Origin of the sequence: Mycobacterium uberis (assembly GCF_003408705.1) — a bacterium.
Classification (GTDB): domain Bacteria; phylum Actinomycetota; class Actinomycetes; order Mycobacteriales; family Mycobacteriaceae; genus Mycobacterium; species Mycobacterium uberis.
This window is the reverse complement of sequence record NZ_QAYL01000021.1, coordinates 1-18,525: the sequence shown is the minus strand read 5'-3', so window position 1 is coordinate 18,525 and position 18,525 is coordinate 1. Positions and strand designations below refer to the sequence as shown.

At 57.3% G+C, this 18,525-nt stretch carries 21 protein-coding genes and 4 pseudogenes; 19 read left to right on the top strand and 6 right to left on the bottom strand.

All coding sequences use genetic code 11. The features are described from left to right. The first annotated feature begins 1 nt into the window (after nucleotide 1). The 3 genes and pseudogenes from MUBE_RS11375 to marP all read left to right on the top strand — a co-directional run bounded on the left by MUBE_RS11375 (nucleotide 2) and on the right by marP (nucleotide 2,687). On the top strand, nucleotides 2–661 hold the full coding sequence (locus MUBE_RS11375) for a TlpA family protein disulfide reductase (RefSeq protein WP_116540602.1): 660 nt from the start codon (nucleotides 2–4) through the stop codon (nucleotides 659–661). Nucleotides 662–698: 37 nt separating this feature from the next. Next, a pseudogene (locus MUBE_RS11370) lies at nucleotides 699–1,488 on the top strand (NUDIX hydrolase). 5 nt (nucleotides 1,489–1,493) lie between these two features. Next, on the top strand, nucleotides 1,494–2,687 hold the full coding sequence (gene marP, locus MUBE_RS11365; protein WP_165849832.1) for an acid resistance serine protease MarP: 1,194 nt from the start codon (nucleotides 1,494–1,496) through the stop codon (nucleotides 2,685–2,687). Here marP and MUBE_RS11360 read toward each other — a convergent pair. Together MUBE_RS11360 and MUBE_RS11355 are read right to left on the bottom strand one after the other, a co-directional pair. Continuing rightward, nucleotides 2,680–3,654 (bottom strand): alpha/beta fold hydrolase, encoded by a 975-nt coding sequence (locus MUBE_RS11360; RefSeq protein WP_116540600.1) that lies wholly within the window; start codon nucleotides 3,652–3,654, stop codon nucleotides 2,680–2,682. The genes marP and MUBE_RS11360 overlap by 8 nt on opposite strands. Next, nucleotides 3,655–4,200, bottom strand: coding sequence for a phage holin family protein (locus MUBE_RS11355; protein WP_116540614.1), 546 nt, complete (start codon nucleotides 4,198–4,200; stop codon nucleotides 3,655–3,657). A gap of 254 nt (nucleotides 4,201–4,454) precedes the next feature. On the opposite strand from MUBE_RS11355, the gene MUBE_RS11350 reads away from it, so the two are divergent. Further along, nucleotides 4,455–5,090 carry a chymotrypsin family serine protease gene (locus MUBE_RS11350; RefSeq protein WP_116540613.1) on the top strand — a complete coding sequence of 212 codons (636 nt, stop codon included), beginning with the start codon at nucleotides 4,455–4,457 and terminating at the stop codon, nucleotides 5,088–5,090. Nucleotides 5,091–5,097: 7 nt separating this feature from the next. On the opposite strand, the pseudogene MUBE_RS11345 reads toward MUBE_RS11350, so the two are convergent. Next, nucleotides 5,098–6,889: pseudogene (locus MUBE_RS11345) on the bottom strand (AMP-binding protein). A gap of 111 nt (nucleotides 6,890–7,000) precedes the next feature. Between MUBE_RS11345 and MUBE_RS11340 the strand changes: the two are divergent. The 5 genes and pseudogenes from MUBE_RS11340 (at nucleotide 7,001) to MUBE_RS18260 (ending at nucleotide 10,859) form a co-directional block, all read left to right on the top strand. Next, on the top strand, nucleotides 7,001–7,555 hold the full coding sequence (locus MUBE_RS11340; RefSeq protein WP_116540612.1) for a DUF4232 domain-containing protein: 555 nt from the start codon (nucleotides 7,001–7,003) through the stop codon (nucleotides 7,553–7,555). Nucleotides 7,556–8,021: 466 nt separating this feature from the next. Further along, nucleotides 8,022–8,174: a hypothetical protein gene (locus MUBE_RS15995; RefSeq protein ID WP_165849829.1), complete on the top strand. Its 153-nt coding sequence runs from the start codon at nucleotides 8,022–8,024 to the stop codon at nucleotides 8,172–8,174. Nucleotides 8,175–8,545: 371 nt separating this feature from the next. Next, nucleotides 8,546–9,253 (top strand): annotated as a pseudogene (locus MUBE_RS18265) (ABC transporter permease subunit); the annotation flags it as partial. A gap of 292 nt (nucleotides 9,254–9,545) precedes the next feature. After that, the gene (locus MUBE_RS19115) at nucleotides 9,546–9,668 is read left to right on the top strand and encodes a hypothetical protein (RefSeq protein ID WP_279386728.1); all 123 of its coding nucleotides are present in this window, start codon (nucleotides 9,546–9,548) and stop codon (nucleotides 9,666–9,668) included. 789 nt (nucleotides 9,669–10,457) lie between these two features. Further along, nucleotides 10,458–10,859: a hypothetical protein gene (locus MUBE_RS18260; protein WP_243633016.1), complete on the top strand. Its 402-nt coding sequence runs from the start codon at nucleotides 10,458–10,460 to the stop codon at nucleotides 10,857–10,859. Nucleotides 10,860–11,109: 250 nt separating this feature from the next. On the opposite strand, the gene MUBE_RS19110 is transcribed toward MUBE_RS18260, so the two are convergent. After that, nucleotides 11,110–11,244, bottom strand: a complete 135-nt coding sequence (locus MUBE_RS19110) for a hypothetical protein (protein ID WP_279386727.1) — start codon at nucleotides 11,242–11,244, stop codon at nucleotides 11,110–11,112. Between the two features lie 495 nt (nucleotides 11,245–11,739). On the opposite strand from MUBE_RS19110, the gene MUBE_RS19105 reads away from it, so the two are divergent. From MUBE_RS19105 to MUBE_RS18255, 3 genes are all read left to right on the top strand, one after another. Continuing rightward, complete coding sequence (locus MUBE_RS19105) at nucleotides 11,740–11,862, top strand: hypothetical protein (protein ID WP_279386726.1); 123 nt, start codon at nucleotides 11,740–11,742, stop codon at nucleotides 11,860–11,862. Nucleotides 11,863–11,967: 105 nt separating this feature from the next. After that, nucleotides 11,968–12,099: a hypothetical protein gene (locus MUBE_RS19100; protein ID WP_279386725.1), complete on the top strand. Its 132-nt coding sequence runs from the start codon at nucleotides 11,968–11,970 to the stop codon at nucleotides 12,097–12,099. A gap of 42 nt (nucleotides 12,100–12,141) precedes the next feature. Beyond that, nucleotides 12,142–12,333 (top strand): hypothetical protein, encoded by a 192-nt coding sequence (locus tag MUBE_RS18255; protein ID WP_116540598.1) that lies wholly within the window; start codon nucleotides 12,142–12,144, stop codon nucleotides 12,331–12,333. 645 nt (nucleotides 12,334–12,978) lie between these two features. Here MUBE_RS18255 and MUBE_RS11305 read toward each other — a convergent pair. After that, nucleotides 12,979–13,836: an HAD-IB family hydrolase gene (locus tag MUBE_RS11305; RefSeq protein WP_116540596.1), complete on the bottom strand. Its 858-nt coding sequence runs from the start codon at nucleotides 13,834–13,836 to the stop codon at nucleotides 12,979–12,981. 631 nt (nucleotides 13,837–14,467) lie between these two features. Between MUBE_RS11305 and MUBE_RS20455 the strand changes: the two genes are divergently transcribed. The 7 genes and pseudogenes from MUBE_RS20455 to MUBE_RS11270 all read left to right on the top strand — a co-directional run bounded on the left by MUBE_RS20455 (nucleotide 14,468) and on the right by MUBE_RS11270 (nucleotide 18,129). Further along, the gene (locus MUBE_RS20455) at nucleotides 14,468–14,629 is read left to right on the top strand and encodes a hypothetical protein (RefSeq protein ID WP_165849828.1); all 162 of its coding nucleotides are present in this window, start codon (nucleotides 14,468–14,470) and stop codon (nucleotides 14,627–14,629) included. 628 nt (nucleotides 14,630–15,257) lie between these two features. Next, a pseudogene (locus tag MUBE_RS11295) lies at nucleotides 15,258–16,196 on the top strand (ATPase, T2SS/T4P/T4SS family); the annotation flags it as partial. A 56-nt stretch (nucleotides 16,197–16,252) separates the two neighbouring features. Beyond that, nucleotides 16,253–16,675, top strand: coding sequence for a hypothetical protein (locus MUBE_RS11290; protein WP_116540594.1), 423 nt, complete (start codon nucleotides 16,253–16,255; stop codon nucleotides 16,673–16,675). Further along, complete coding sequence (locus tag MUBE_RS11285; RefSeq protein WP_116540593.1) at nucleotides 16,672–16,869, top strand: hypothetical protein; 198 nt, start codon at nucleotides 16,672–16,674, stop codon at nucleotides 16,867–16,869. The genes MUBE_RS11290 and MUBE_RS11285 overlap by 4 nt, the downstream gene beginning before the upstream one ends. A 263-nt stretch (nucleotides 16,870–17,132) precedes the next feature. Further along, nucleotides 17,133–17,360, top strand: a complete 228-nt coding sequence (locus MUBE_RS11280) for a hypothetical protein (RefSeq protein ID WP_116540592.1) — start codon at nucleotides 17,133–17,135, stop codon at nucleotides 17,358–17,360. Further along, on the top strand, nucleotides 17,357–17,716 hold the full coding sequence (locus MUBE_RS15980) for a hypothetical protein (RefSeq protein WP_165849827.1): 360 nt from the start codon (nucleotides 17,357–17,359) through the stop codon (nucleotides 17,714–17,716). The genes MUBE_RS11280 and MUBE_RS15980 overlap by 4 nt, the downstream gene beginning before the upstream one ends. 176 nt (nucleotides 17,717–17,892) lie before the next feature. Beyond that, nucleotides 17,893–18,129, top strand: a complete 237-nt coding sequence (locus MUBE_RS11270; protein WP_116540591.1) for a hypothetical protein — start codon at nucleotides 17,893–17,895, stop codon at nucleotides 18,127–18,129. Between the two features lie 16 nt (nucleotides 18,130–18,145). Here the strand turns inward: MUBE_RS11270 and MUBE_RS20450 are convergent, their stop codons facing one another. Continuing rightward, on the bottom strand, nucleotides 18,146–18,313 hold the full coding sequence (locus MUBE_RS20450; protein ID WP_116540590.1) for a PE family protein: 168 nt from the start codon (nucleotides 18,311–18,313) through the stop codon (nucleotides 18,146–18,148). Nucleotides 18,314–18,525: the final 212 nt, after the last annotated feature.

Genomic DNA, 18,525 nt, shown 5'->3' with positions numbered 1-18,525 from the left:
AATGAAGACTTGGACACCAAACATCCATTCTAACACTGCTTTGAACACTGCAATACTTGCGGTAGTGGCTGTACTGACGGCGGCGCTGGTCGGCCAGCTTCGCGACAATATGCCATCCACTGTTACGATCCGGACAACCATCGAGCGCGAACACCGTGGTGCTGACACTGTGGCTGCGTTGGTGACGCCACGGAAACGTGCGAAGCTGTTACCATGCCCCCATCCGGGGGATGGTCCCGGCCCGGCGGTACTGCGCGGTGTGGTGCTGGAATGCGCGTCGGACGGCTCAGCTGTCGACGTCGCTCGGGCGTTGGCCGGACGTCGAGTGGTCTTGAACTTGTGGGCGAGTTGGTGCGCGCAATGCTTGAGCGAAATGCCCGCGGTGGCCGAGTATCAACGTCGGGCCGGATCCGACGTGACGGTGGTGACAGTGCATCAAGACGAGAACGAGACGGCCGCGTTGCTGCGGTTGACGCAGCTTGATGTGCGGCTGCCGACCTTGCAGGACGGTCGTCGGCGTGTTGCAGCGGCGCTAAGGGTAGCAAATGTGATGCCTGCAACCGTGGTGTTACGGCCGGACGGTAGCGTTGCCCAGACGCTGCTGCGGGCTTTTGGAAGTGCTGACGAGATCGCGGCTGCGGTGGGAAACGACGCGGGATGAGCGAGCTTGGCAACCTGGAGCGGGGGAAGCTGGGCAATTGGAGGCGCCGGTGAGTGTAGCTGTTGCTCTAGCACCTGACGTCGGACTGTCATGGTTGCGTACACTGGTTGACAACATCGCTGCGATACCGCACGTATATTCTGCATTGACTGCAGACAGACATACTGGCCATGGTGACTGTGGCCAGGGCGATGTCATCGATGGCCTTGTGCCGCGACGGGGTCGAAGCCGCCGTACTGGTGCTGTTTTCGGGTACGGAGTCTGGGCTGCTGGACGGTGGTGTGCCCGACAACGCCGGTCTGTTGCTGACTGTGCGGGCGTCAACACTGCCCTAGCATGCCGGCCAGACAGCGTTCCCCGGGGGTGCTTCCGATTCCACCGACGACGGGCCGGTTGCGGCGGTCCTCCGTGAAGCACACGAAAAAGAAACCGGGATCGACTTTGCCAGGCTGTATCTGTTGGCCAGACTGGAGCGGACGCTTATTGCATCATCATGGTTCCATACGGTGCCGATATTACCCTTACTTGTTGGCTGATGCCGGGTCAGTGGCTGTCATCAACGAAGCCGACGTGGCGATCGGGCGTGGGTTCCAATGCATGTCTTTATTAATCCAGTCAACCGGCTGATGGTGTACCACCGTGCCCATGGCCACCGCTGGTTCGGGCCGGCGTTTCTATCGAATGAGATGTTGGTCTGGGAATTCACTAGCCAGGTGATTGCTACAATGTTTGACTTCACCGACTGGGCTCAGCCCTGGGACGCCACTGACGTTCGTGAACTGGACGAGGTGATGGCGTTGGTTAACAACCAGGGTGATCCACGATGAGTTCGATGACCCCGTCGCAGTGGCTGGATGTCGCTGTTCTAGCGGCCGCGTTCATCGCTGCCATTTCAGGCTGGCGTTCGGGTGCGTTGGGATCTTTACTGTCGTTCGTCGGGGTGCTGCTAGGCGCGATGGCAGGCGTGCTGCTGGCGCCGCACATCGTTAATCACATCAGCGCTCCGCGTGCTAAATTATTTGTTGCTCTTTTTCTGATCCTCACGCTGGTCGTAATCGGTGAGGTCGCCGGTGTGGTGCTGGGACGTGCGGTGCGCAGTGCGATCCGCAGTCGGACAGTACGATTGGTTGACTCGGTCATTGGAGCCGGGGTTCAGCTGGTGGTGGCGCTGACCGCGGCTTGGCTGTTGGCTACACCGCTGACTCAGTCGAAAGAGCAGCCAGAACTGGCTTCCGCTGTCCGGGGTTCGCGAGTACTCGCTTCAGTCAATGAGATTGCGCCACCCTGGCTGAAGACGGTGCCCAAGCGGCTTTCGGCGCTGCTAAATACGTCTGGTCTGCCCATGGTGCTAGAGCCGTTCAGTCGCACTCCGGTCCTTCCGGTCGCCTCACCGGATCCTGCGTTAGTTGATAATCCGGCGGTGCTGGCGACCCAGCCCAGTGTGGTTAAGATCCGCAGTGTGGCGTCCAGCTGCCAGAAAGTATTAGAGGGCACTGGATTCGTGATATCGCCCGATCGGGTTATGACCAACGCGCACGTGGTGGCCGGGTCCAACGGCGTGCAGGTGTATGCTAGCGGCAATCCGTTTGACGCCACTGTAGTGTCTTATGACCCATTGGTCGATATCGCTATTCTGGCTGTCCCGCACTTGCCACCCGGGCCGCTGCTCTTCGACGACACTGAGGCCAAGCCGGGGACCAACGTGGTGGTGCTGGGGTATCCCGGAGGCGGTAATTTCACCGCGACTCCGGCCAGGATTCGTCAGGCCATTAAACTCACTGGACCCGACATCTACCGGGACCCAACGCTGGTCACCCGTGGCGTGTACACTATCAGGGCTACTGTGGAGCAAGGTAATTCAGGTGGCCCACTGATCGGCACCAATGGCCGGGTACTTGGTGTGGTGTTCGGCGCGGCTGTCGATGACCCTGATACTGGCTTCGTGTTGACAGTCGAGGAAGTGTATGGCCAGCTTTCTAAGATCGGCGAGACCCAGGCGGTGGCCACTGGGGCCTGTGTCAGCTGAGCCGAGTTCCGTGCACCTGTTCGAGAAACCGTATCAGGTACCTGTTTGTTTCTTCAGGGGTTTCTTCGTGGCTGAAATGTCCTGCTCCGGAGATGGATACGTAGTGTCCGTGCGGAGCATAGTGCCGTGTGCGGTCAACCGAGTCGGCTAGCAGGTAGGGATCAGCGTCGCCGCGTACGTGTAGCAGCGGCACGCTGAGTTGTCGAGATATCAATCTCATGAATCGATGGCCTTCGTTACGAAGCTGGCTGCGTACCGCCCAACGCTGGTACTCGAGTGCACAGTGCGCGGCGGCCGGAATCTGGATCGCTATCCGCAAATGGTCTATGGTGGTCGCGAAGTCTTCGGAGGCAACCCATTTGGCACTGCTGCGGCTGCGGACCAGGCGTTCGATCTCCGCTGCGTTGTTGCGGGTTAGCAAACGCTCTGGCCAAATCGGCAACTGGTAGCGCAGCAACGTCGGCAGCAATGCGCAACCCTGCCCGCGGCGGGTCAACGTTGATCGTCGTAACGCCGCCGGGTGTGGTGAGTTGATTAGGGCAATGGCGCGCACCAGCCGTGGATGCAGCAGCGCAGTGGCCCAGCACGCAAGTCCGCCTTCGGCGTGACCCACCAGTGTCGCCGATGAGTGCCCCAGCGCTCGGATGAGCCCGGCTGTGTCCCCGGCAAGTGTCCATCCATCATAGCCGCGGGGCGGCTTATCGCTGCCGCCATAGCCGCGCAGGTCTACCGCGACCAGTCGCGCCTCGGTCAGGTCGCGTAGTTGATTACGCCAGGACCACCAGAACGAACCGAAACCATGCAGCAGCATGACCAGTGGTTGCACCGTCGCCGAGGGTGCGTCGTTCTGGTCGGCTGACTGGTTGGGCACTGCCTCGACGACGTGGAAGCGGATGCCGTTGGCGTGCACGTCCAGATGACGCCATGGCCCGGCGATGCGGGTCACCGACGGGTCCGGTGCTGCCATCTACCAACCCGAAAGATCGGCGGAGGTTCTGCTGTCGGGACTGTTTTCCGGTGTGGCATCGGGGCCGGTGAGTTTGCGTAGCCTGGCTTGCATTTTGTCGTGTCCGGGGGTGAGGGCGGTGCGGGTCTCCTTGACTGATTCGATAGTTTGACGTGGTCCCCGGATCCGGCGGACCTTCAAGAACCCTAATAGCACCAGCGCGGTTGTGACCACGATCATGATCGCGAACACAATCAGAAAGGCCATCCAGCGCCATAGCCAGATGTCGAGCACCTCAGCGAAAAATAAGAAGAAAAAAAAGGCCGAGTAGAACAATACCATCAGCGCGGCGATAAAGAGAACGCTGCCTGTTAGACCTTTCTTGACATCACGGATGATCTCAGCGCGAGCCAACTCGACCTCGGCGCGCACCAGCGTGGACACCTGAGTAGTCACGTCTTTGATCAAATCACCGATCGACGGCTCAGCGGGTTCGGCGTGGGGATCGATCAACGGAATTGTGGTCAGGGTGCTGGGCACACCGTTCTTGCGATCGCCTTTGCTCACAGCTGGTCCTCTCGATTCGCCGCCGTTGCGGTTCATGTTGCCATGTGGTCCGGGTGTCAGACGAGGCCAGTCGAATTGACGGCAGAATTTTAGGGTGGGTCAATTGGTGGCCATCGCAATATTTGGATGGAAACGGTATTGCACGTTGAATCATTTAGACTGGCGCACCTGTGCTCCGACCAGGTAGAGGGGAGTGTGGTTTGCGAAGGGGGCACTGGAGCTTTCTGGTGGCCGTGCTCTTGGCCGTGGTGAGTATGCATGCCAAGATCGCGGTTGCTGATGACAGGCTTCCGATAGGTGGCGGTGCGGGCATTGTCATCAACGGCGACACGATGTGCACCCTAACTACGATCGGTGCCGATAGCGCCGCTGGGCTCATCGGCTTCACCTCGGCGCACTGCGGGGGCCCGGGCGCGCAGGTCGCCGCTGAAGGTGAGGAGAACAGAGGCCCGTTGGGAACCATGGTTGCGGGTAACGACGATCTTGATTATGCGGTGATCAAGTTTGATCCTACTAAGGTGCTACCGGTGGCCAACTACGATGGCTTTTTAATTTCGGGAATCGGCCAGGATCCAGCCTTCGGTCAGGTTGCCTGTAAACGGGGCCGCACCACCGGCCACTCGTGCGGCGTCACGTGGGGGATGGGCGAGGCGTCCGGCACCCTCGTCATGCAGGTGTGCGGACGACCGGGGGACTCCGGGGCGCCGGTGACTGTCAACAACCTGCTAGTCGGGATGATCCACGGGGCGTTCACTGACAACCTGCCTACCTGCATCATCAAGTTCATTCCGTTGCATACGCCGGCAGTGGTGATGTCGATGAACGCAATACTGGCCGACGTCAACAGCAAGAACCGGCCAGGCGCAGGATTTGTGCCTCAGCCGGCTTGATGCATGGCTAACCGCGCTGGATCGCGTCGCACACACTGGTGTTGAGTAACGTTGACATGTCGCCCAGCTCGAGGTTTTCGGCGACGTCACGCAGTGGACAGTATATGGTTTTGCCGCTGTGTACCTTGGACGATTACGGCACGATATGGGTCTTTTTCGGCAGGGAGATTGGGCGGGTATTTCCCGGGCCATCTCAGTGCGCAGCTCGTTGGCGGTTCCGTCGTGGGCTTTAGTAGTTGGCCCGTAGTACGACGAACGCGCAAATGGCGTGAACGGTGGTGTCGTCGGTAACGCCGACCACCGCGGTCTCAGCGACTGCAGCGTGACTGATGAGCGCTGATTCCACTTCGACAGTAGAGATGCGGTGTCCGGAGATGTGCATTCACATTGTCGATGCGGTCAAGTATCCAGATCGCGTCGGTGGGATCGAAGTGGGCACTGTCCCCGGCTACATTATGAAGCCTTGCTCGCCGAACTTCGACTAGTTAGGTGTTCTGGGACAGCTCTGGGTCCAGATGTTGCACAGCATCAAGGGCCACGGCTGGCCCAAAACCAGTTATCCGGTGACATTCTTGGCATTGTCGATGTCTGGCGGCAGCGCACTGCCGTGGCAATCGACGATCTCGGCCTCAATACTGAACAGCGCTGTAATAGCCGAACCTGGCTTGATCGCAGTGATTCCCGGCAGCGGTGAGATCACCGCGGAACCGGTATCGGTCTGCCATCAGGTGTCCACTGCCGGGAGCTTGCCGGTGCCGATGACATCGCGACACCGGAGTCAGACATTGGGGTTAATCGGTTCGCTGACCGACCCCAGGAGTCGTAGACGGGATAGGTTGTGTCTGAAGGAGATTGCATGGCCGCACTTCACAAAAGTCCGTATTACAGTAAGGGCAATGTAATAAATTGTGAAACAGTATTTTTCGATGATCTGAAAATTCCGGTGCCAGTCTGGGGGATCGGTTGTGCCCTCACAGAGTACCTCGGTGACGCCGTGCTGCAATAAATCTTTCATAGATCCGATATCGGAGGTACGCCAGAACACTGTACGGTCTGGCTTAATGTCAAAAATGGTGTGCATTGTGTAGCGGTATTGAGTGATATCGCGTGCGCGATGCCCTTAGGTTTGATGGTGGTGTGTGAGGTGTTAGATCAGAAGCAGTGGCTGCTCGGTGTTGAGCGGCTACGGGGTGTGTTTGGCGCTTGCGGGCATCGACAACGTCGTGCCAACAAACAACAAAGGCGGTGTTCGTCGTTCCAGTTGTGTCGCATCACTAGAACGTGATTGACGGGGCTGGCTGTGCCATTTGTGTCTGGTGCCGCAGCTTCGTCGTCGGCTTTCTTGGGCGGCGCTAGCTTACTACGCCAGAACTTCCTGTCGCTGGTGATCAGCAGTTTCGCGTCTGCATAGGCAATCCGGTATCGCAGCGCGTGTGCGGTAAAGCCGTCTAACACCACGTTGTGCATGCTGCCCAGCCGCGTGCAGACCAACAACACGGCCTCCGGGATTAACGGTAGGTAGATGGCCGACCCGATCCCTGTGGCTCTCCGCGACATGACGGTTTATGTAGTTGTAGGCGACATTGAGCGTGCTGCCGACGAACCACTTAACGAACGGCGTCCCTGATCAGTCCAGCACCTCGGTGAATGGCGTTGAACACTACAGCTAATTGGCCTGCTTCCTCCCAAAAAGTCAGCTGATCTTCCTCGGCTTTACGATAGAGTTCGGTGCTGGCATTAGTTTGCTTGGCGAACTGTGTCGACGGCTGATACGACGACGGGCCGTCGGTTTCGGTCATCGATTTGTCCCCTATGCTATATCAAGTGCGCGGTCGCATAGCATTGCTGATTCCGAATCGACCTCGCTAATCGTTGTGAGTCTAAAGACTGTGTGGCGGATAATCATCGTTATGGTCGGAGCTTATGTGAGATGCCGGCGGCGGCGGCGTCGTCGATCGATCGCGAGCTTTGTTGTAATCACAACAAGTTACGTTGGCACTGCCGTGACGGGGCCACCCGTATCGGCCGCACCAGCCAGCGGCCAGGCGACGCCGTGCTGGGCGGACCAGATTGCGGTGACTGCCTCGCCGACCGAGGGTGCGGTGGGTCATCGCGCGCTGAACCTGATATTCACTCTCGACGGTGGCGCGGGCCCGTGCACACTCACCGGCTACCCCGCGGTCGAGTCGGGTGCTGGTGGTCCACAGATTTACGCTGAGCCTACGTTGCGTGGCTATATGGGTGGCTTGCCAGCCGCTATTGACGTCCCGCCCACCGTCACTCTGTCGCTGTCGCAACAAGCGCAGGCCATGGTGGAGGGCTTGACCGTCGACGGCAGCGGCAACCTATGCCCTACCTACACCGAGCTGCGTGTGAACCCTCCCGACATCGTCACGGTGTTCGCGGTGCCGGTCACCATCGAGGCCTGTCGATTGCAGGTGCACCCGCTGACTGCGGGCTCATAAGGACAGCGTCTGACGGCGTCTCGTCATGTCATGCGAGCCTAGCTTGCCGGTAGCAGTGTCGGTGACTGGTTGTGGCGGTGAGCTGCTTGGTCACCGCTTGGGTTATCGTTTAATGGTGGGGAGTCCTCGAACTTACTGATCCTGACCAGTACGAACGACAGCAATGGCAGCCGGATCATCGATTGGCTCTCCGCTGCTTTTATATCCTATGATGCCGCCGGCACGCCGAAGGCGGAGAATAGCCCAGTAGGTTCAGATCACCGACAATGTCAACTGTCGAATCACGCTGAAACTGGGCTAGAAACTCACCGATGGTTCGCTGGTGATGGCCCACTTAATTCGTTAACGCATGGAACTACGGGGCGTTAAGCACCAATGTCCAACTGCAGCAAAGCTTTTTCGATCTAATCGATAGATACTACGAGGTTGTCGTCCTGGCGGGAGGTGGAAAGTCGACAGCTGGACCGTGGCGGGCCACAGTGTCGGAGCTGTGGGTGTCAATGACCTCGAGTTCACCGCGCGGCTCAAGGTTTCTGCGATCGATTTCACGTTGCACCTGGCGTTCAGCGTCTTCTATCTCTTGCCAGCGGCGGCATTTCATCAGAATTTCATGATATAATATTTTGGTCGTATTCGACCAGCAGTGGTCTTTGCAAACTGGCTAATGGTTCGGATGACATCAGTGAGCGCGCCTGGCAACACGACGTCCAGATTGACCTAGTGCTAAGTCCTGAATTATCGTGGCGACTGGATACCGCACAACGAAAGTCTGCTATTCGTTTTTATGGAAATCGTGATACCACCTATGCCGACTTGCTGTCCGGTAATCTCGATATCCTTGACATTATTCTGTCCAGTGCGCTACAAAGTCTATGGGTGTGACTCGGGTAACAACACAATCATCGGCCCGGGTGGTGGCAAACTAAGCTCTGAATACCCCGTTGCGACTCTCACATTTCGGAAGAGAAGGCCGGCTATGTCTCTTAACATTATCTGAGCGGCATAGCGCATGGCGACATGGGTCTGGACTTCCAGTCAGTGCTGTTCTGGCACAATGTATTTCTGGTGATTTTGCGGGCTGACGGTGATTGCGTTGGCGCTGGAGTCCGTGCTGGGGATTGGACTTAGCGTGATCGCAGATGGATCATTATCGCTATCCCTAATTTTCGTACTGGGCTTTCTGGCGCAATTCGTATTCGAGATTCAGGTGGGCATTGCGTCGGTCACTGTCGGTGAACGGGCGACGTTCACGCGTCTGCTGCTCGGGATCGCATTAGGACCAGTATCAATTCTTCTCCGTAGTGCGGTTGACTCGCTCAGCGGTGAATGCCAATGCACACGTTGATTATGTTCTGTACGGCAATCAGCAAAGGGTTGCCCGGGCCACGAATAGGTACGGTACACATTTTGCGCAACTCGCTGATCCCGGTAGTCACGTTCCTCGGTGCTGATCTGGGTCCCTGGCGGGTGGAGTCATGATGACCTAACGGTATGCTTAACATCTATGGTATCGGCGGCGTGCTATATCAATACATCATTCGGCAAGAGATGCCCACGGTGGTCTCGATAGTGACTGTGCTCATGCTGATTATCTGGTCACCAGTTTGATCGTGGATCTATTTATATTATTACGTGGCCTTAGACCCGTGGGTTTGCTATGGCTGGGCAGATCCAGGACTGCAGTGGTTTCTGGGATGAATTCGCCGCTCCTCCGTGTTCGTCATCGTCGGTATGCTAATTCTGTTCATTGGGGGTAGTCGCGGCTTTCCCGAGGTTATTCGCCGTAGCTGATCTTATCCTAGGCCAGAGTTTACTGGATTCGTTGGTGGTGCCACTGGTCCGGTACCAACTGCAGGGGCACGGACATCTACGTGAGTAGCATTTACGGTGCTCGGGTCTCGGTCACCTTTGGGCTGGGAGCAACTCAAGTCGTTGTTCTTCGTCGGCGGGGTAGTGAGAGCGTTGGCCGGACTCTACGGGGCTGCTCATCTTGAGTATCATCGGTGTGTTCTTCGAATTGTTGTTGCTGGTCGTCATTATGTTAATCCAATTTATGTATAACCGTACGGTATGGACGGCGATCGCCATCTTGGCATTATCTAGCTGGTATTAAGTCACCAGGATCACCCATAGTTGCGGTGCTTGAGATTCAGGAAGATAATTATGTTATTTCACCTAAGTCATTCGAATTAAGTCGATTCTAGATAATGCTGCGGCATGTTCGGCCCAATATCTTAGGTTCAGTGATTGTAGTGTCCATTATCGTCTTCAACATTTTTGTCGTTACCGAGGCCACATTTTCTTATCTAGGGGCGGGTTTGCCGACATCAGTTGTGTCATGGGGTGGCGATATTAACATTGACTGGACCTGGTTGTGGTCAATCTTGCCCATACTATATTTATACTGTCAGTGCACTGGTAGTTATGGTGTTCGCTTTCATGATTATGGGTTATGCTTTGCATAATACCTGGACCCCAAAATCACAGGCGTGGCAAGCATGGGTAGCACTGGCGACGATGTGTAACCGCAGCTGTTCGTCGAGAGCTGGGCAGTCAGATTCGGCACGCACGAGCCGGTGGTTCGTGGGATGAATCTGCGAGTGTGGCGCGGTCAGACCGTAGCAATGGTAGGAGAATCGAGATCGGGGAAATCCACTGCGGCCGCTGTAATCCTTAGCTGTTGTCGCTCGGTTTCCGAATCATCTTGGGTATAATCGTTTTTACAGGGTCGACATAACTGCCGCTGATCGCTGGTTACCTCCGGTCGATCCGGATCCGTTGTATCGGATATACACCGCAAGACCCGACGATCAGCCTCAACCCAGTCTGGAAGATCAGATTCCAACTATTAAGCAGTGTTGCAAGATAACACGTATGATTCTGTTGGATGCGACGAAGGGAGGTGGAACTGCTTATCGAAAACTGGTATGTCGGATCCGGCACAGTCAGCCGGCTAGTACCCGCATCAACTTTCGGGCGCATGTGTCAGCGTGTGTTGATTGCTATAAGGTTGGCTTACCTGCCTAGGCTGCTGATTGTTGACGAATTGACTTTCGAGTTGTACATCACTACACAACGACAGGCGCTCGATTATCTGCAGCAGCTCGTCGATGAACTGAATACCTCGTTGTTGTTGATCATTCACGATCTGGATTTGACCACCGAACGGGCCAGATTAATGGTCGTAGTTTATTGCGGTTTAGTAAATGTAATATTTTGCAGTGCAATTAATTCTGTAAGACAAGAAACACGAGTAAAGCCGTCGATTGATAGCCGTGGCTTTGTCGCTGGAGGCGCGCAATAGGGTGTCGGGGGATATCAGATCGTAGGAGTCCACAAAAAGCTGCTGTGCACGACACTGTTCTATTCTTCTCTAGCCTAACTAAGATATACTGGTATTCTCACGGTGCATCGTGGCGACAGTTTGTACTGCAGATTCGGTGTAGTTGCTGCTACGACGGGACAGCACTCTAAGCAATCGTCGGAAAGTCCGGATCGGGGAAGTCAATGGTGGCCAGAATGGTGCTCATTTTCTGCAACCGACTTTTGGTACACTAGTCTTCGACGACAACCATGGTGTTAGCATACTCAACTGGAATGATGGAGTTAGCGTTTTGCCGGCGAGTGTAGTCAGTGTTCCAGGACCATGACAGCAGTTTGGATCCCGTGTACTCAATGTTCCGCGTCATCGAGGAGCCTTTGCTTAAATTCATAGGGTTGGTGATCGCGAGTAGCGTGAGTAAACGGTGTGCGAGCTGGTAAACCAGGTGATGATACCATCGTGGGTGTTGAGTTGGCTGCCTTGTGAACTCTACCGGTGGTCAGCGACAACAGGTTGCGATCGCTCCGGGCGGCTGGCACTGCGGCTTGAGATGTTGGTGTGCGACGAAGCGGTATCAGTGCTAGATAGTGTGTTGGTGTAGACGTAGTGTAGATAGTGGGCCTGGTGGTCGTTCTGCGCGCTTAACTAGGATTGATTTACTTGTTCGTCAGCTATAGCCTTGCGATGGTCCGACAGATCGCCTTCGACGTCTTGGTTATGTGCGCCGGCCGGGTGGTCGAGCAGGTACCCATCGAAAGTGTGTGCACTCGGTCCGCCGACGAATACACCTGCCAGCTGTTAGCGCCCATTCTCCAGCACGCTAATATCGGGAGTAGAGATAGGGCAATTAGGTTGACAGGTTGTGACGGCTGATCTGCTGGTTCCACTGATGGAGCTTCCCGACGTTGCTGCGGCCAGTGACTGGGCTCGTGCGGTGTTGGGTCAGGCTAATTGGCACCGGGCAAATCGTGGGGCTGGCTGGTGACTGCCGTCGGAGTGGAGCTACGGGTAACGCGGGTTTCATAGGTGCTTGACGGCGAGGGCCACCTTCTGGCGGTCTCTTCGCCGGACGGGTACGGTTAGAGATCCGGTGTTCGGCAGTGTGTTACGGGTGGCTCAGGTGCTGGAAGACAGTGCGGACCCTGTTGGTCCGGAGCGTGGGGAGCAGGGTGCCGTGATAGGCACTGGCTCGCCTAGCATATGGCTGGTGGCCGATGACTAGGTTGGTGACGATCGGCTGGGTCCCCTACGAATAGATCTCGAAGTGAATCAGCGGCTGGAGTTGTTCGTGGATGTGGTGAGTGATCGCACTTTTGCGTTGGTGCCGGTGATCGCTGCAGTCGTACACAGAGAACGGCTGATGCTGCAGCCGTTTGACAGTGCCGATGGTGTGGTGGCTCGTCCTGCATCGCGGGTTGGTGACTATTGCCACCGGGCTGGATCCGAACACGTTTAGGCGTGCCTTAGGTGAGTTGGGTGCGTCAAGCCGTTGCTTAGCACGACACAGCACGTGGATTCGTCGCCGGGGTATTGGTGCCTGGCTGGTGTTGTTCTGTTGAGCATTGTACGCAGGCGCGCAGGAGACTTTGTTGATTAGCTGAGTCGCTGTTCAGTTGAGAGACCGTTATGCATTAGCCGACGGGCGTCAAAAGGCATCGAAATAATTTGTCGTTAACATGCAAAGCGGGTGGCGGACCGAATAATTTGAAACACCACCCGCATAACACGGAAATCGGGTATCACGTATGCACCTTTAAGTTGTGTGGGTGGCCTCAGCGATTTTGCGACGCTTCTACTTGCAGCCCCACCCAAAGGACCACTACAACCATCTGCTCTTCGCAATTACACAGGCCCACAACATTTCTGCCGTTATCGTGGCTATGACTCCGCGTGGGTACCGAAAACCGTACTAGAGGCCCGGATTGGGAGATAGAACCTTCTCTTCCGGATTAACCTAAGCCTCACCGAGCTTCCCTACTCCCTTTATACTACTACACCCTATAGTATAGCAAGGCCCAGTTTTGTGAAAGTTGCAAACGGTCGCCTTAATTGTGTGCTTGACACGTTTGTTATCTGGGTGCAGCTAGTTATCACTATCGACCTAGAACGCGAAGCGGCGCAGCAGCGAGTAGGTAACTGCTCCGGCGGCCAACGCAGTAACACCCACCGCAGCGGTGGTCGCTATCGCCGCACCCGACGGCGCCGGGATGCGGTCACGCAGCGCGATCGGTCGTGAGAACATCAGCACAGGCCAACCGCGCTCGGCGGCTTCTTTGCGTAAACCGCGGTCAGGGTTGACCACGTTCGGGTGGCCTACGGCCTCGAGCATCGGCAGGTCAGTGATCGAGTCAGAGTAGGCATAGCAGTGTTCCAGCGGATAGCCTTCACAAGCAGCCAACTCGCGGATCGCCTGCACCTTGCCGTCGCCATAGCAGTAGAACGCCACTTCACCGGTGTACTTACCGTCCTCGATAACCATTCGAGTCGCCACGGCATGGGTAGCACCCAGGGCTCGAGCTATTGGTGCCACGATCTCTTCTCCCGAGGCCGACACCACCACAACGTCACGGCCGCATAGCTTGTGGGCGGCGATGAGGTCCGCGGCTTCGGCGAATACCAACGGAGTCACGATGTTGTGCAGGGTTTCGTTGACGATCAATTTGACCTGCGCCGCATCCCAACCGGTGCACATGTTGGTCATGTGAATGCGCATTCGATCCATCTGATCATGGTCGGCGCCGGAGAGAAGAAAGATGAATTGAGCGTAGCTGGACTTGAGCACGGCGTAGCGGTTGAGCAGGCTCTGGTCGAAGAATGGCTTACTAAACGCCAGTGTGCTTGACTTGGCGATAATGGTCTTTTCTAGGTCGAAAAACGCGGCGGTGCGCACGTGGGCAGAGGTGGTTGTCGCTGTTTGCGGTTCGGTTTGCTGCTGAGCAGCTGAGTCAGAAACGGTCACCGATCCAGCATAGGTTGGTGATCCGAACGGTCTCTGAGCTCGCGATCATCATGGTCGCCCTAAACATCTGCAGTTGATCGTGCCCAATGGTGTTTTTGCGGCTCAAGGTGTTTTTTGATTGTTCGGGTACTTGCGTGAGCGTGCGCTTTCGTGTGTATAGTAAACAGTACTCGGCTTAAACCGAGGGTGTATCAGTCCGACCCCCCCGGGGCTGATGCACGACGACCTCCGCCTCCTCCCCCCCTGGCGGGGGTCGTCCTTTTTGTTGGTTTAAAGTGTTTGTTAGGTGTTGAGTTCCTTGCCGATCTGCCTGCATACGGTTGTGGGATTGTACTGACGATACATCGTGTGGGCACTGGGCCAAATCAAGTTTGTGCACAGAGGCGTCTCTGTCCACGAATCCGCATTTTGAGACTAGTGCCACCCCGACGTGCCGCTGTACGGCAAGTAGGTGACTAAAACCATGGATATCCGGCTGACAGGCTCGTTAGAGCATGTTAACAGTGCATCACTGATGCACAGTTGCACGACGAGCTGGACTGCGTCGGCGTGCGGGTGGTGCACGTTGGCGCAGAATCTCTTCATGTGGGTAGAAGGACTGGATCGACGGCTGTGGGTGGTGCTGAACTAAATGGCGGCGGATCGCTGTGGTCCGGCTGGGCTGCCGCGGCGCGCCTATGTAAGCGTGCTTACTACCATTGAAGCTGAGACGGCGACTTGGGTAGCTACTATCGCTGTTTCCGCCCAGCACATGTTGGGGTTGTCCGAGCAAAAGCATGAACTAGGTCTGTGAGCTCGCCGAAGCTGCTGAATTAACGTCCGACGAGAGGCTGCGTTGCACGGTTGTCGGAGATTGTGGTGGGGCTGGGGCATCGTTGTTGTTCGCTGTGTCCCTGGTGCAGGCCACTACCGATGCGCTACTTATGAACCTCGATCCGTGGGGCGGTGGCATCGATTTACTGGTGAGCGGTGAAACCCCATCCGGCTCACTTTGGCCTGATCCAGCGTTACAAAACGGCCGATTGACTTGGCCGATTGTGTGCAAGGCGCTCCTGCGGCACTGCAGGATCAGCGTGATTTCCGGCACTCGGCGCGGGTACGGGTTGGACGCTGAGCCGGTGAGTGCCGTCGTCGATGCTGGTCGTCCTGGGAGAGTGGACGGTTATTGGCGATCTTCTCCGTCGTCTCACCGATGCCACCTAAATTGCGTTGAATGTTGCCGATCTGGTCATCGTTGTCAGTCGGCGTGATGTGCGGGGTCCGGCGGCGAGGGTAGTGCAGAATAGCAGTACGGTGTGAGCGGTCCACTGATTGGCTTATAGGTTGGCAGCGGGATCCGCGCCGCTGTGACTCGACGTAGTGGCCGAGGCGATCTGCGTCGGGTCCGGGCGAGATCCTTGAGGATGCCGAGGCTTTCGCCAAATCTTCGGGTGTTACAGATCGAGCTGACCGGTGCCGGCATCTTGGAACCGCTGTTGTCTGCCGACAGCACCACCGACGTCTTGCTCACTGCGCCTCGTGCGGTGTGGGTTGACGATGGGAACGGCTTGCAACACAGCCAGACTCGGTTTGCCAACGAGAACGCTTTCCGGCGGTTGGCGCAACGGCTAGCGTTAGCGGCCGGTCGTTGCCTCTACGAAACGGAGTCGTAGGTGGACGGTCAGCTGACCGGTATCGGTACAAGCTGGCTCGTGGTCGGGCTGCGCGCTATGCTACCGTAGAGCGGGGTATGGGGATGTGCTTGTCGTTAGCGGGTGTTGCGGCCAGCTACTCAGGATCTGGTTGCTCTTATAGCAAATGGTGTGATAGCGCCCCAGGCCGCCGCGTTGGTTGCTGATAGCATTGCCTCGCGGCTGGCATTCCGGGTGTGATGGAACAGGGACTAGGGAAAGCCACCTTGCTCGCGGCTATACCGGGTGTCGTCTCGCCGAGTGAGTGGATCATATCCGTCGATGATGTCGCGAAGCGAGCACTGCTACATCCGCATCTGGTCAAGCTGGCCTCCCGGTGTGCCAACTCGTTCGGCAGGAGCTGCGGATGCTGTCTGACTGCATCGTGGTCGGCGAGTTCAAGGGTGCCGAGGTGATCGATCTGTTGGCCGCAGTGTACAACGGCAATGACGGTGGAGCGGACACAGTCCACGCCAATAACCTCGGCAGGTTCCCGCCCGACTGGAGGCGCTGGGCGCACTCGGCGGCCTCGATCGGGTCCGCTCTGCACAGTCAGCTCGCCACGGCGGTCCAGATGTTGTTGTACGTCGTATGGGACAGAGCACCGGTCGATGGCGACTCAGCGAGGTCGCTGTGCTGTGCCGAACTGACGGGCGGCTTCACGCAGCCACGGTGTGACACGCGGACTGAGGGATGACCGACGATGCGGATGATCTGCACCGCTTGCTGCGGATCCGGATTTCGGCATGACTGGCCCGTTGCTTCCCGCCTCGTTGTTATCGATCGCGTTGCTGGTCCTTCTGTCGTCACCGTCGACACTGGCTAACGTTGATAGTGTCTGTGTGTCGACGGGTTCGGTTGGTCGGCACGAGTTGGGTTGTCTGTATCATCGGGTGTGCGGCTGTCTGCGAGTGGGGTCTCCACCCATCTGTGCGTTCTGCGTCGCCGCCGACGAAACTGTGGGCACAGTTGCTGCTTCCCTAGGCGCGGTTATGGCCCGTGCCCAATTAGGTGCTGACGTGACTGCCGGCTTGCGGGCGGCGGCCGGGTCGTCGGCATTGGACTCTATTGACGGTGTGGCTGGTACCCTAGCTAGCTACCAGGGGCTGGCGATAGCCACGTTGATGCACGCGATAGCGTTTAACAGCAACGGTTCTCGGCACACGTGACATCGGCTATGGTCGGTGTCCGCGCTACTGTGGCGATCCTGGCGGGTCTGCCACTGCTTGGGGTGCTGCTCAGTCAACTGGTCGGAGCCCGGTCGCTGATTTTCTTGCTGAATGGACGCGCGGGCAGCCGGCTGTTGGTGTTCGGCTTTGCGCTGGTCTGCATGTGGCTGTTGTGGCCGGATCGACTGGCGTGATGAGTGTCCAGAAGACGGCCGCGCGTGAGGATCGCCGCGAGGGGCGGAGTGAGCGGTAACCGAGGCACTAACGGCGTCCGTGACGTCGCAGAGTTACGCGTGATGAGGTGGGGCACCTCCCCGTTTGTGGGGGAGTGGCGCATGAGCATGGTGACGGTGTTACTGGCGTGGCGTTGTGGGTCGGCGCCGGCTCTTCAGCGACGCGGATGCGCACCGCGATGCCACTGTGCTCATGTTAGCTGCGGCAATGACTGCTGCACGGGTTGGTACGCGGTACCGACCCGCTGGCGATTGCGTCCAAGCTGGACGTGCGGGCGGTATGCCCTGTGGGTGGGTATGGCGGCGCCGTCGATATTGGTCCAGGTGTTGCCCAGGGCCGCCGACCTTCTAGCGTTGGGCACTATATCCGGCCGCTGCATAGTCTTATGTCGCACAATCTGCTGGCAGGTTCGGTTGACGCGCAGACCGATGCATTGTTGCGGCTGGCATGATGTTCGGCATTGTCGGGCGCGGCGCTGGCCTACGGCGCGTCGCGTCTGGTAAGGCGCGGCTCCAGCTGTATCGGGACGGCGACTTGCTGGTCTTCATGGTCATTGCACACTCAAAGCTGTTGCCCACGTTGGGTTATTGCTTTCACGACGGTTGTAGCGGCAGAGCAGCCACGGTGAGCGTGGCTCGGCCACAGTGCTGCTATGCACTGTGGCCGTCGGTGCTTACCTCGGCGCGGTTGTGGTGGCACGTCATCCTGCTCAGGCAGCATCTGACCTGGCCCCCTCGGCTGTCGCTACACGGCTGCCGTTGGGAGCCCCAGCGGTGTGAGCCCGTGCGACGCTATCGACGATACTAAGGATAGTCGACCGGATCATCGACGTGCAATGCGGTGTAAAAACTCGACCATACTATACCTAAATCCAGGTGGCCTTCGATTTTGTCTATAGCTTGACTGGTGTGATAAAAGAGGCAGCGTGGGCGAGGGGGAGAGGGGACTGTTAGTGGAGCTTGTCTTGGTGTACAAGGGCACACATGGAAGTCGCGTGGCGCGCCAGACTGCATACGCCCATTCATTTCGGTCTGTTCGAGAAGCAGTCCGCCGTTGCCGTCGGTGCCAAGAAGCCTGGGGTGACGACAGTGCCGCTGTTGGCTCCGTTGTCGATCAGCGGTCGACCGAACAATATGTCGGTGGGCGCATTCATGACGCTGGGAAGATTTTGCGCCACGGTCTGCAACGGTGGGGCATTCACGGTTTCGACGGCCGCATAACTGGCCGCAGTGGCGGTCAAGGCTTGATACAAATTTGGTCATGAGATCCCGCAGCTTGGGTACCGAGTTTCTGATACACTTGGATGTGGTCGTTGAATACCGTGGCGATAGTCGCCGGTGTTTCGTCAGTGCCCGCCGCTGCCAGCTGCATGGTTGACGCAGTGGCAGCGCTGAGTGTTGTAATCGATACTTGCCAAGTTGCTAGTCGCTGTTAGCAGTATCTCCGGGGTTGCGATCACAAACAACAACTGGTACCTTCAAATGCCTCCTGACTGGTCAATATAGTCGGGAGTACACTGTATAGCAGCTGAGTGAATGCAAGGTCCTGTTTAGCGAGTCGGACCAATAGGGCTTGGGATAGGCACTGCACATCAATGTCGGTATCCAAGTGAGGTT